General features: G+C 43.9%; 14 protein-coding genes and 1 other RNA gene. 6 read left to right on the top strand and 9 right to left on the bottom strand.

The annotated features are described in order from the left end of the window. Positions 1–269: EamA family transporter (locus tag ABZA00_RS00480; protein WP_372880173.1), on the top strand; the 269-nt coding region annotated here is incomplete at its 5' end. A gap of 112 nt (positions 270–381) precedes the next feature. After that, positions 382–579, top strand: a complete 198-nt coding sequence (locus ABZA00_RS00475; protein WP_372880172.1) for a DUF2892 domain-containing protein — start codon at positions 382–384, stop codon at positions 577–579. A 358-nt stretch (positions 580–937) separates the two neighbouring features. On the opposite strand, the gene rnpB is transcribed toward ABZA00_RS00475, so the two are convergent. Then, positions 938–1,303: RNase P RNA component class A (rnpB, locus tag ABZA00_RS00470), an RNA gene on the bottom strand. A 65-nt stretch (positions 1,304–1,368) separates the two neighbouring features. Beyond that, a complete protein-coding gene (gene rsmI / locus ABZA00_RS00465; protein WP_372880171.1) occupies positions 1,369–2,229 on the bottom strand; it encodes a 16S rRNA (cytidine(1402)-2'-O)-methyltransferase in 861 nt (286 codons plus the stop codon). Positions 2,230–2,420: 191 nt separating this feature from the next. Here rsmI and ABZA00_RS00460 point away from each other — a divergent pair, with 191 nt between their 5' ends. From ABZA00_RS00460 to ABZA00_RS00445, 4 genes are read left to right on the top strand one after another with little or no spacing between them, the layout of a single operon-like run. After that, on the top strand, positions 2,421–4,292 hold the full coding sequence (locus ABZA00_RS00460) for a penicillin-binding protein activator (protein ID WP_372880170.1): 1,872 nt from the start codon (positions 2,421–2,423) through the stop codon (positions 4,290–4,292). Then, complete coding sequence (locus ABZA00_RS00455; RefSeq protein ID WP_372880169.1) at positions 4,261–4,629, top strand: YraN family protein; 369 nt, start codon at positions 4,261–4,263, stop codon at positions 4,627–4,629. Before ABZA00_RS00460 ends, ABZA00_RS00455 begins: the two co-directional genes overlap by 32 nt. A 17-nt stretch (positions 4,630–4,646) precedes the next feature. Further along, a complete protein-coding gene (locus ABZA00_RS00450) occupies positions 4,647–5,231 on the top strand; it encodes an SIS domain-containing protein (protein WP_372880175.1) in 585 nt (194 codons plus the stop codon). 8 nt (positions 5,232–5,239) lie between these two features. Next, positions 5,240–5,833 (top strand): BON domain-containing protein, encoded by a 594-nt coding sequence (locus ABZA00_RS00445; RefSeq protein ID WP_372880168.1) that lies wholly within the window; start codon positions 5,240–5,242, stop codon positions 5,831–5,833. Between the two features lie 67 nt (positions 5,834–5,900). On the opposite strand, the gene ABZA00_RS00440 is transcribed toward ABZA00_RS00445, so the two are convergent. The 7 genes from ABZA00_RS00440 to ABZA00_RS00410 all read right to left on the bottom strand — a co-directional run bounded on the left by ABZA00_RS00440 (position 5,901) and on the right by ABZA00_RS00410 (position 13,202). Beyond that, positions 5,901–6,131, bottom strand: a complete 231-nt coding sequence (locus ABZA00_RS00440; protein ID WP_372880167.1) for a zinc ribbon domain-containing protein — start codon at positions 6,129–6,131, stop codon at positions 5,901–5,903. Beyond that, entirely contained in the window at positions 6,131–7,600 is a 1,470-nt protein-coding gene (gene der, locus ABZA00_RS00435) for a ribosome biogenesis GTPase Der (RefSeq protein ID WP_372880166.1), read from the bottom strand. Before der ends, ABZA00_RS00440 begins: the two co-directional genes overlap by 1 nt. Positions 7,601–7,679: 79 nt before the next feature. Continuing rightward, on the bottom strand, positions 7,680–8,879 hold the full coding sequence (gene bamB, locus ABZA00_RS00430; RefSeq protein WP_372880165.1) for an outer membrane protein assembly factor BamB: 1,200 nt from the start codon (positions 8,877–8,879) through the stop codon (positions 7,680–7,682). Between the two features lie 13 nt (positions 8,880–8,892). Then, complete coding sequence (locus ABZA00_RS00425; RefSeq protein WP_372880164.1) at positions 8,893–9,573, bottom strand: tetratricopeptide repeat protein; 681 nt, start codon at positions 9,571–9,573, stop codon at positions 8,893–8,895. Between the two features lie 52 nt (positions 9,574–9,625). After that, positions 9,626–10,900: a histidine--tRNA ligase gene (gene hisS, locus ABZA00_RS00420; RefSeq protein WP_372880163.1), complete on the bottom strand. Its 1,275-nt coding sequence runs from the start codon at positions 10,898–10,900 to the stop codon at positions 9,626–9,628. Positions 10,901–11,081: 181 nt separating this feature from the next. Then, the gene (ispG, locus tag ABZA00_RS00415; protein WP_372880162.1) at positions 11,082–12,191 is read right to left on the bottom strand and encodes a flavodoxin-dependent (E)-4-hydroxy-3-methylbut-2-enyl-diphosphate synthase; all 1,110 of its coding nucleotides are present in this window, start codon (positions 12,189–12,191) and stop codon (positions 11,082–11,084) included. A 54-nt stretch (positions 12,192–12,245) separates the two neighbouring features. After that, entirely contained in the window at positions 12,246–13,202 is a 957-nt protein-coding gene (locus ABZA00_RS00410) for a RodZ domain-containing protein (protein WP_372880161.1), read from the bottom strand. Between the last annotated feature and the right edge of the window lie 11 nt (positions 13,203–13,213).

The following is a 13,213-nucleotide window of genomic DNA, read 5'->3' as shown; positions in this document are numbered from 1 at the left end:
GCACCTGGACACCCCCCTTCCTGGCCACCATGCTCTGGCTGATTATTGCCGTATCACTCACAGCATACGGGATCATGTGGCTGCTTTTACAGCGTATGGAGGCAACGCGAGTGGCCAGCCTGTTCTATTTCAGCCCACCCGTGACCATGATGATGGCGTGGCTCGCCTTTGGAGATAGCATCAGCACAACGGATCTGCTCGGTCTGTTAGTGGCGATCACTGGCGTGCTGCTGGTGATAACCTCAAAGAGCAAAACCTCGTTGCGGTAAACGCTATCGATAAGAGAGATTTGCGCTTGATCAATGGCAAGGCAAGATGCTCTTTACCAAGCAGGGATTTAGGTCTACGGTTTAATTTTAAGGCAGTCATAGGAGCTGTATTATGAAACATAATGTTGGTGGTCTTGATCGTGCAGCACGTATTATTGTCGGGCTGGTTATTATTGCTGCGGGATTTTATTTTCAGAGCTGGTGGGGCGTGCTGGGCTTAATTCCACTGTTAACTGGCAGTTTAGCCTGGTGCCCGGCTTATTTACCTTTTGGCATATCAAGCTGTGCCTGTGATAAAAAAGAAAAATAAATGCCAGGAAACTCAATAAAGCCGAGTTAGTCACTTATGCTAATAATTGCCATTAGAGAATAAGTCCCCATGCTTTTTACAGGCGGACTGAAGTCCGTGTCCCTGAAATGCAAAAACCGCTGCTAATTGCTCAGCAGCGGTTTTATATATTAGTGGAGTGTTGCCGATAAACAGGGAGCTGTTGAACATCGCCATTCGCGTATTTCTGCTATAGTCCTGCAATCGCTCACAGGCTTAAGCAAACCAATCGTTTGCAGATTGTACAACTCTGCAGTTCGCATATTAACAGGCGGACTGAAGTCCGCGCCCCTGTAATGCAAAAACCCCGTTACTGAAAACAGCAACGGGGTTTAAAAAGGTGGGGAGTTGGCCGATAAGCCGGGTTCTGTCGTGAATCGTCATTCGTCTAGGCCTGCAATCACTCACAGGCTCAAGCGACCTACCCGCTTCCAGTATGGGCCATACCTCAGGAAGCCTATTTGGTCTTGCTTCGGGTGGAGTTTACCCTGCACCAAACTATTACTAGCTGGCCGGTGCGCTCTTACCGCACCCTTTCACCCTTACCTGCATTTATTTGCATAAACACATAGGCGGTTTACTCTCTGCTGCACTTGTCGTTAGCTCACGCTACCCAGGCGTTACCTGGCACCCTGCCCTGTTGAAGCCCGGACTTTCCTCCCCCGTTATCCCGAAAGATAACAGCGGCGACGATCTGGTCAACTCCGCGGCGGATTATACGGGATAGGAACACACAAATACAAGAACTATCCAAAACTAGTTGATTATCGCTTACAAATTCTCCAATCCCCATTTATACAGTTCATTTTTTTTCTGATCATGAATCTGCGCCGTTAAAGCCGCCGCTTTTTTCAGGGGCAGTTGCTCTTTTAATAGGGTCAGGGTATTCAACGCCACCTGAGGAATACTTTGTTCATCTTTTTGCGCCCCAGCAACCATTAATACAAATTCACCACGGCAATGGTTTGTATCCTGCTTTAACCAGTCCAGCATCTCTTGCGCTGCAAATGTATAAAATGATTCAAAGGTTTTGGTCAATTCACGGGCGATAACCAGTTTACGCTCACCGCCAAATACATTGATAATTTGCTCAACGGTATCTTGTATACGCCGTGGTGATTCATAAAAAATCATGGTGCGGGTTTCTTCAATCAGGGCTTTTAATTTATCTTGCTTGCCTTTTTCCTTGGCCGGTAAAAAGCCCTCAAAAGAAAAGCGATCCGATGGCAAGCCTGCCGCGCTCAGTGCAGTTATTGCGGCGCAGGCCCCCGGAATAGGAACAACATCAATACCGGCTTCACGGCATTCATTGACTAAATGATAACCGGGATCACTAATTAATGGGGTACCTGCATCAGATATCAACGCGATTGACTGTCCGGCTTTTATCTTTTCAATCAAAATTTGTCCGCGCTGGCGCTCATTGTGGTCATGTAACGGAAACATCGGTTTTTTGATTTGATAATGGCTTAATAACTTACCGCTATGACGCGTATCTTCCGCAGCAATCAGATCCACCTGTTGTAACGTCTCTATCGCCCGGTAGGTTATGTCGCTGATATTGCCGATAGGCGTAGCAACAATATAAAGTTTTGCTGGAAGTTGAGAAAAGATTTGGCTAATTTCGGACATATAATCGCCTTGATAAAGTGAATAAGATTGTTTAACTGAGGCGGCAATATTACACTATAGATATCTTGATACCTACATCGAATACCTGCTAGCTCAAAAGGGATAATATTTTGAACTTGATAAACTCAGCAAAACGCTTTTCATACATACTAATCATGACCTTAACAATGACACTGTTAACGGCGTGTAGTATGGGCCCTTCATCACCCGAAAACGTAGCGGAAGAACTATTTTCTGAATTAGATAACAATTCAGCATTCTATATTCAAAAAGACCAACTCAATACAGATCCAAATAATGCAGATTGGCAGCTTCTGGCTGTTCAGGCGCTTATTGAAGAAGGTGAAACTAAGCTTGCAGATTCTATTATTACCTATCTGCAAAAAAGAGAGCTTTCATCTAATGATAAAGCATCACTAGATCTATTAGTCGCGCAAAGTTTATTTGCAAAAAAACAGTTCACTCAAGCGCAAAAAGCATTAAGAGCCATTGATCCGCAGCAATTATCCTATTTTGCATCCATTGCTTCGTTGTCACTGCAGGCTAACCTTTATTCACAGCAGAAAAACCATTCAGGTGCAGCCAAAACTCTACTTGCTTTAACCCCCCTGCTGAAGAGTGATAAACGCAAACAGCAATACAATGATCTGTTATTAAGCGAACTGTCTTTGTTACCGTCAGACACCCTGGAGCAGTACCAGAAAGAAGCTGCAGTTGCACGCAGCGATGCAAGTTTGGATGCAAAAAGCATGGAAAAAGCTTTATTTAAAGAAGGCTGGTATGCACTTGCAGGCATTTACCAACGTTACCAATTACGTGCCAGTCACTTAAAAAGCGCGCTAGAGGATTGGAAATATACCTATGCGCAGCACCCGGCAGTCCCCTTTATGCCAACACAGCTAGCTAATATCGTCGAGTTTAAATCTTTTCAACCTACAAATATCGCCGTATTGCTGCCGCTTTCTGGACGTTTTCAGCAGCAGGGTAAAGCCATTCAACAGGGGATATTTGATGCCTTTTACCGTCAGCAACAGGCTAGCAGTTCCGTCGTCAGCGACGGCCAGCGCGTTAACGCACCAACACTGCATTTTTATGATACCAATGCACAGCCGGTAACAGAAATTGCTCCACTGTTAGCGCAAAATAATATTGATTTTGTGATTGGTCCATTACTGAAAAATGATATTGACGTATTTCTGCCTCTGGTTGAGAAAATGCCGGTGTTAGCACTAAATAGTTTTTCAACGCTGCCATCTACAGATAATAATGCTCAAGCAGCGGCATCGCCCTGGCATTATTCATTTTCACTGTCCCCGGAGCAGGAAGCGAAACAAGCGGTACAGTTTATCAGTGAAAATCAGCACCAAAATCCACTCGTGATTGCACCGAATTCTGACTATGGCAGACGCGTCGCACAGACATTTAAAGATGAATGGCTGGCACAAAATCAGCGTGAAATTGAACAACATTTTTTCACCTCTAAATCAAAATTAGGTTCATTTATCGGCCGGGTTTTACAAACAGACGAGAGCAAGGCACGTATTAATCAAATGCAAAGCATCACCAACCTTCCGCTTGAAAAGGAAGTGCGCAGCCGCAGTGATATTGATGCGATTTACCTGGTGAGTAAACGTGATGAACTGATCCTGATTAAGCCCTTTATCGACGTATCGGTCAGCCCTTTTGCAGACAAGATCCCAATTTACGCAAGCTCCCGCTCACACGAATTTGACCGCGGTGGCCTGCAGAACAGAGAGTTATCAAATTTCAAATTTTCTGATCTGCCATTTCTGATCAATCAGCAAAATGCAATAATGACTGAGCTTAATAAGGTCTTGCCACGACAATCCTATTCTGAACTGCGCTTGTTTGCACTTGGTTTTGACAGCTATCAGTTAGTCGAACAATTAGTGCAACTGCAAAACAATACAGCGTATCGCTACCAGGGTCTGGTCGGGGAATTAAGATTAGATCTGAGCAACACCGTGCAACCACAATTGAGTTGGGCAAAATACTATCAGGGCAATTTAGTTGAAATTACCTCGCCTGCTGCAAGCGAGTAACTCAAAAGGAGTACTTGCAGAGAAACGAGCCTTGTCTTATTTACAGGAGCAAGGCTTGTATTTAGTTTGCCAAAATTATTATTGCCGTTTTGGCGAAATAGATTTGATCATGTTAGATCAGGATACACTGGTTTTTATTGAAGTACGATATCGAAAAAACAGTAATTTTGGTGGTGCATTTGCTTCCATTAATAACCGCAAACAACGTAAAATAATTACCACGGCAAAGCATTATTTAAGCTCCTTGGATAATGAACCTTTTTGCCGCTTTGATGCTGTTGCTATCGGCAGCGAATCGACACCTCCAGCTTGGATTAAAAATGCTTTTCAAGAATAAGATGATACAACAAAATGATAAATGAAAAAATTCACGCACACTTTGCCGAGAGCATCCAAACTTCTATTGTTGCAGCGGAAGCGCTGCCGGAACAGATAGAAAAGGCCGCAATCGTATTGAGTGAAACACTGATCAGAGGTAATAAAATACTGGTTTGCGGCAATGGCGGTGCGGCTGCATTAGCACAGATCTTCGCTTCACACCTGCTCAATAAATACGAGAAAGACCGTCCTTCTCTTCCGGCTATCGCGATTACAGCTGATTCAGCTTTATTATCAGCCATTGCCACGGATAGCCATTTCAATGAGATTTATGCCAAGCAGATCGCCGCGCTTTCTCAGGAAGGCGATATATTACTGGTTATCAGTCATGGCGGTAATAGCCGTAATCTGATTAAAGCAGTAGAAACCGCACTGAGTAATAATTTGCAAATTATCGCATTAAATGGCGTTGATGGTGGCGAGCTTGCGGGGTTATTAGGCTCTGATGACATAGAGATCCGAGCACCGAGTGACAAGGGCTCTCGTATTGAAGAGATTCATCTATTAGTAATTAACTGCTTGAGTGATTTAATTGATCAGCAGCTTTTCCCTCAGCAATAAGGATTAATATGCAAAAAATTTTAACAAGCTTCTTTATTATCTCTCTTATAGTACTGCTGCAGGGCTGTGCCGGTGGACTGATTGTTGCCGCCGGTACCGCCGTAGCAGTCAGCAGCGATGAACGCAGTATTGCTGAGCAGCTCAGTGATGATACATTATCCATGGAAGCCCTGGATAAAATTACAGAACTTAACATTAATAATGAACATATCCGCATTAACTTAATAACCAACAGCGGTTATATACTGGTGATAGGTCAAGTCAGTGACATACAATTAAGCAGGAATATAGAGACACAATTGAACACTCTTAAAAATGCCAAAGGTGTTTATAACCAGTTAAGGGTTGGCCAACCGATTGGTTTTGCTCAGCAAAGCAAAGACAGCTGGATCACCACCAAGGTTAAAAGCCAGCTTACTGCAGACAAGTTTGTTAACCCTCTTAAGATTAAGGTGGTGACAGAGAATTCCGAAGTTTTTTTAATCGGCAAAGTAACGCAGGCGATGTCTGATCAGGCCACGGAGATCACCCGCCAGGTTGAAGGTGTAAAACAGGTAAATCGTGTTTTCCAGATAATTGCAGAGAAAAACAGCGCTTCCTGAGGTTAACAACTTCATTCAAAAGGCTTAATCTTGTGATTAAGCCTTTTTTGTTAATAAAAAAAGTTGCCTATTTTTCCTCTTCCACCAAAGTGTAGATGGCAGTCGATTTGCTTTTTAGTTCATTACACTTATTACACCAGAAATTTACCGCTCCGCATGCCTGTAAACGCTCTAATTCATCACCGCATTTATCACATGCGGCATGTAATTTAAAGTTGCTGTCACAGGCCGGGCAATGGCGCTTCTGAGCGCCGCTGCTGACTACTTCATGATTACATTTCGGACATAAAAGTTGCATTATTTTTTACCTTTTTTATGAAATTTCATCATTCGCTGACGTTTGTACATCTGATTTGGTGTTAATTTATTACGTCGCCCTTCAAAGGGGTTACTGCCTTCTCTGAATTCAATTCGGATAGGTGTGCCCATAATACCTAAAGAGCGGCGGAAGTAATTCATTAAATAACGTTTATAAGAGTCCGCTAATTTTTTCACCTGATTGCCGTGAATAACAATCAGCGGCGGGTTATACCCACCCGCATGCGCATAACGTAATTTTACACGGCGTCCGCCCACCATAGGAGGCTCATGGTCATCTGCCGCCATGGTCATAATACGGGTCAGAATAGAGGTAGAAATACGTTTTGTTGAAGAGTCATAAGCTTCTTCAACAGACTCATATAAATGCCCCACACCCGTTCCGTGTAAAGCAGAGATAAAATGAATTTTAGCAAAATCGATAAACCCTAAACGGCGGTCTAATTCACTTTTAACACGTTCCTTATCATATTCGGTCATGCCATCCCATTTGTTGACGGCAATCACTAAAGAACGTCCGGCATTAAGCGTATAGCCTAACAAACTTAAATCCTGATCGGAAATACCGTCCCTTGCGTCAATAATCAGCATCACAACGTTAGCGTCTTCGATCGCCTTTAATGTTTTGATAACAGAAAATTTTTCAACGGTTTCATTGACTTTCTTACGCTTCCGCACACCGGCTGTATCGATAAGAATATATTCCCTATCATCACGGGTCATAGGGATGTAGATACTATCGCGTGTGGTGCCGGGCATATCGTATACAAGCACGCGTTCTTCACCTAAAATACGGTTGGTAAGGGTTGATTTCCCCACGTTAGGTCGGCCAATCAAAGCCAGTTTAATAGGCAATGCTGCCAGACGCTCCTGCTCTTTCTGCAGCGCAGCTTCATCTTCATCACTGAATTCAAGCATTGCCTGCGGATCAGATAACTCGGCATCCACCTCAATCTCATCGAAAAAACCATCAAGAGCAACTTCAATCATCTGCCGCACACCTTTGCCGTGCGCTGCAGCAATTTGATAAACTTCACCCAGTGCCAGGGCATAGAACTCGGCGCAAGCGGAGTCAGCATCAACGCCATCTATTTTGTTAGCGACAATAAATACTTTTTTATCCTGTTTACGCAAATGCTCAGCGATCGCTTCATCTGCGACAGTCAAGCCCGCACGCGCGTCAACCAGAAACAAAACAGCATCGGCTTCTTCAATTGCCTGCAGAGACTGCCCGGCCATCAAGGCGTCAATGCCCTCTTCATCACCAGTAATACCACCAGTATCAATAACAATAAATTCCTGCTCGTCGATTTTCGCCTGACCGTATTTACGATCTCGCGTTAAACCTGGAAAATCCGCGACTAATGCATCACGAGTACGAGTTAAGCGGTTAAACAAAGTTGATTTGCCCACATTTGGACGGCCAACTAGAGCGACAACTGGTAACATATTTCAATCCTATAAAACAAAAAAAGCCCCTGCGCAATAAATGCGGGGGGCAGTTAGTATACAGTAAAAATTTAAGGAATTATTCTACATTTATCGACGGTTTTTCAATAGCAACTAATTTACCGCCACGAGACTGTAAATAAAGATGCGTTTGCGTCGCCAATGGTGCTTTATATAATCCCTGTGAATCAATTTTCTGCTGGGCGACAAACTCGCCGCTTTCACGCTCCATCCAGTGCAGGTAACCTTCTCCGTCACCGACAACAATATACTGATTAGCGACCGTCACAGCGGTAAGATTTCGGTATGAGAGTTGCTCATTTGCCCAAATATCATCGCCAGAACGGCGGTCAACGGCATAAACATGGCCGCGGTAATCAGTTAAATAAAGGCTGTTACCCGATAAAGTCATATCGTTATAACCGGAATACTGACGTGACCACAGTTCGACACCTTTAAGTAGATCAATGGCCGTCAAATTACCATTATAAGCAAGCGCATAAACCACACCGTTAGATATTATCGGTTGCGTATCAGCATCCACAATACGGTCCAGTTCAGTCGCACCAAAGGGACGTGCTATCGGTAGTTGCCAAAGTGCCTGGCCTGTTTCCAGCAATGCGCCTGAAACAAAACCATCTGCCCGGCCATAAATAATCCCGCCTTGTGCAATGGCTGGCGCGGAGCTGCTGCGCAGGGTTAAATTAGGCTGTTTATTCGTCAGTGTCCAGAGTAATTCCCCGGTGACACTGTCCAACGCAATAAGATCGCCACGGCTGGTATGAACAACTATTTTACCATTATCGTAAGCCGGTTTAGCCAGCACTTCACCACTGACTTCAGCTAACCACTTTAATTTACCAGTGTATTTATCAATTGCCAAAACCTGCGCGTTTTCAGTACCGATAAATAACGTTTCCACTGCCAGGGTAATACCACCGGCAAAACGGGCAGAGCGATTCAACAAATTACTTTGATGCTTATCAAAATCATTGAACCAAAGTAATTTTTTGCCATCAAGCGAAAAAGCTTTCACTTCGCCATCGCGAGAAGCAGCATAAACAGCTTCTGAGTCGGCTGCAGGCTGGAGTTGCGAATAATATTTATCCACACCATCGCCAATACTTTTCTTCCACACGATCTTAGGCTGGTAAGATGCCTCGAAAACAGGCAACTCAGCCATCACGACCACATCTTTTTCACCATCAAAAAGGGAACAGCCGGTTAATAAAAAAACTGTTCCGGAAATAACAGCAATAGGTTTAAGCCATTTGTTCATCTGATCTCTCAATCTATTTTTCTGTGTCAAGAATGGGTGCTGCCATCACTGCTTCGCCCACGCCGGCAAGATCATCAAATTGTAATTGTAAAACAGGATCAATATTTCCCTGAGTTGCATTTACTGCATCCTGAAAGGCTGAGCGTGCTTTTTCCAACTCACCCTGTTTTAAATAAATGCTGCCTTTAACCTGGTTAGCTTTGGCTAAAAAACTTTCATCAGTAATTAATGCCAGTGTCTGCAGCGCTTGGGAGTATTCTCCCAATTCAGCTTCCACCCGCGCTAAACGCAGGTTGATCAGTGCATTAAGCGGGGCATATTCATTTTGCGTCTGCAGCTGTACAAATTGCGCTTTAGCCAGTGCAAAATCTTTCTGCTCTACCGCTTCTTTGGCGAGTAATAAAGCAGCCAATACGCCGTAGTTATTATCCTGGTTATTGGCAACAAAGGTTTGCAGCTCGGCAAGTCCCGCTTCGCCGCCGAGTTGTTCAACTTTGACCAGCGTGTCCGTATAAGCCTGTGACGCTTCCTCCTGGCTGCTGATCACTGACTCGTTATAAAAACGCCAGCCCCAAAGCCCGGCCAAACCAACAACGGCAGCAATGATTAATGTATTGCCGTTTTCTTTCCACCATTGCTTAATGGCATCAACTTGTTGCTCTTCTGTTTCGTAACCTTCGATAATATCGACCACTTGTTATTCCTTGTTATATATTTTTATAAATAATGCAGTTAAACAGGCTTGCTTAAAAATAACTAGGTAATACCTCAGTTAGCTCATCGATTGCAACGCTTTGTTGTTCATACTGGCCTTGTAAGTCTTTAATTGTGACACAACCACTGTTCAACTCATCTTCACCGATAATCAGTGCTAAACGGGCGCCGCTTTTATCTGCACGTTTCATCTGCTTTTTAAAATTACCACCACCACAATGATGCATCATTTTAATCTGCGGTAACTGCGTACGAATTTGTTCAGCTATCTTAAAACCGGCAGTATCTGCGCCATCACCGACTAATACACTATATATATCAACATCTTTTTTAACATCATCGTTTAATGAAAGAGTTTCCAACATTAAAATGATTCTTTCAAGTCCCATCGCAAAACCGACTGCAGGGGTGGCCTTGCCACCAAGCTGTTCAACTAACCCGTCGTAACGGCCGCCCGCACAAATAGTGCCCTGAGCGCCAAGACTATTGGTCACCCACTCAAATACAGTACGGTTATAATAATCTAAACCACGTACTAAACGCTCATTAATAACGTATTTAATACCCGCTGCATCAAGGTATTTTTGCAGAGTGGCGAAGTGCTCAACGGATTCCGCATCAAGATACTCAGAAAGTTTGGGCGCATTAACCAATAAAGCCTGAATGTCAGGGTTTTTACTGTCCAGAACGCGTAACGGATTGCTGGTCATACGGCGCTTGCTGTCTTCATCGAGCTGTTCAACATGAGCTGACAAGTATTCAACCAGTGCATCTTTATATAACGCGCGCGCTTCGTTAGAGCCTAAAGAGTTGAGCTGCAGTTCTACCTGGTTATCTATACCCAGATGTTTCCATAAACGGGCAGAAAGCAGGATCACTTCCGCATCAATATCTGCACTGGCAATACCGAAAGCTTCCACGCCAAACTGGTGAAATTGACGATAGCGTCCTTTTTGCGGGCGTTCATGCCTGAACATAGGGCCGGTATACCATAAACGGCGTTCTTGATTATATAATAAACCATGCTCGTTCCCGGCACGCACACAGGATGCTGTACCCTCGGGGCGCAAAGTTAGGCTATCACCGTTACGATCGGCAAAGGTATACATCTCTTTTTCAACGATATCAGTTACTTCACCGATTGAGCGCTTAAACAGATTGGTGTTTTCAACAATCGGCATGCGAATTTCAGAGTAGCCGTAACTGCTCACCACTTGCCTGAATAATGACTCTAATTTTTGCCAGACCGGTGTTTGCTCAGGAAGGGTATCGTTCATGCCACGAATTGCTTGGATCTTTTTTGCCACAATGATTTCCGAATACAGTTGATAATAAAATAGTGAGCTATTATAAGGACTTTTCAGATTAGATGAAACTATACAGCAAGGTTTCTCAGACAATTTATAATATCTAATTTAACAACTTATAAAAAAGCCCGTTATTATTTGAAAAATAACGGGCTTGTGACAGATTTAAGTTGTCGGTAATTTAGCCTTTGACGATAATATTTTTCTGATCCATGCGGCTGACACGCGCTCGAATTTTCGCTTCCAACTGATCAATCACCTTGTCATTATCAAAACGCTCACGCTGACGCACGCCGTCTTCATAAAAACCGCTTTTATTTTTCCCCCCGGTGATCCCTAAATCAGAAATCAGTGCTTCTCCCGGGCCATTGACCACACAGCCGATAATGGAAACATCCATCGGCATAATAATATCTTCAAGACGCTGCTCCAATGCATTAACCGTGGAGATAACGTCAAACTCCTGACGTGAGCAGGTCGGGCAGGCGATAAAATTAATGCCACGGCTACGGATCCGTAATGATTTTAAAATATCAAAACCCACTTTAATCTCTTCAACTGGGTCAGCAGCTAATGATACCCGCAGAGTATCGCCTATCCCTTGCGCAAGTAACATCCCCAAACCAACTGCTGATTTAACCGAGCCACTGCGCAACCCGCCTGCCTCAGTAATGCCCAGATGCAGTGGTTGAATGATCTGCTTTGCAAGTAATTGATATGATTCAACTGCTAACAGTGCATCAGAAGCTTTTACACTCACCTTAAACTGATCAAAATTAAGCCGGTCTAAAATATCAACATGCCGCAAGGCGGAATCAACCAGTGCCTGTGCAGTAGGTTCGCCATATTTTTCCTGAATATCCGTTTCAAGGGAGCCGCCGTTTACACCAATACGAATAGGAATATTACGATCCCGGGCACAGTCAACCACACTACGGATACGTTGTTCATTGCCGATATTACCGGGGTTAATGCGCAAACAGTCAACGCCATATTCAGCCACTTTAAGTGCGATACGATAATCAAAATGGATATCTGCAACCAGTGGGATATTAGTGAGTGCTTTAATTTCCTTAAAAGCTTCTGCTGCATTCATGGTCGGCACTGAAACTCGGACAATATCTGCACCAACGGCTTCTAAGCGTTTGATCTGTGCAACGGTTGCGGCAACATCAGTGGTTAAAGTATTGGTCATCGATTGCACGGTAATGGGTGCATTTCCACCAACAGGAACATTACCAACCATGATCTGTTTTGATTCACGGCGTATAATTGAAGAAGAATGGCTCATAATACTTTTACTCTTTTTTAATAGAATATCTTTAAAAACAAATGCTTGAAGGATTTACTCCGGGATATAAAAGTTTGCCGTGCGTCCCGCGACAAAAGCACGGTCGAGGCTTTTTCCCTGATAGTTTATGGCAACTGCACTTGGATCACCTAACTTGACTTTAAAAGGGGCAACACCTTCTATTGCCAGAACAAAATCCTCTTTATAAAGACCGAAAGCTAAGCGTTTACCAGTCGCATCATTTATTTCAGTCCAGCAATCTTTTACAAAAGATAAAGTCAGCAGCTCGCTGCCAGAAGTTTTTTGCTGTGCAGGCTGAGCATCAGCAATAACCTCGGTGACGTCAGCAGTTGTATCTCTTTGCTCTGTGCCACCAGCTTCATCGATTACGATTGGTGTTATTTCCCGGTTGCTTAGCGGTTCGGCACTGTCAATATATTCAATCGTTTCAAGCGTTTCATTTTGTTCGTCGGCAGTTTGTTCTTCAGCACTACTAATAGTGGTGACGTTTTCCACTTCAGGGGACTCTTCCTGACCAATCGGCAGCGGATTAAAAGCTTTATTCCCTTCATTCAGGTTGTTTTCTGATAGAGCTTCAGTTTCAATACTTGCTGATGAACCTGTACTTAACAAACCGAACTGGTTCACAATGCCCACTGCAACTGCAATTACCAGCAGAATAAAGACAAACCACAGGGGAATTAATTTCTTTTTACCGGCCGGCACGGCACTGGCCGTTGCCTTTAAGCTGCTTTCAGGCTTTGGCGATTTTGCCAGTTGCTGATACTCGGCAAATTCGTCAATAGACTTTAAGGCAACCAATTTGGCATAATTAGCCAGATAACCACGCAGGTAAATCGGAGCGTATTTGCCGCTTTCAATTAGCGCTGTTATGTCGCCTTCTAAATCCCTGACAGCACTTCTGCCCAGATTTAAACGTCCGGCCACCTCATCAACGGACAATGAGGCCTCTAATCGGGCATTATGTAGCGCGAGGCCTAACGGGGTCATTATTTTTTGGG

Origin of the sequence: Psychromonas sp., assembly GCF_041586535.1 — a bacterium.
GTDB lineage: Bacteria > Pseudomonadota > Gammaproteobacteria > Enterobacterales > Psychromonadaceae > Psychromonas.
Note: the sequence above shows the minus strand (reverse complement) of the source record. Positions and strands in the feature narration are given on the sequence as shown.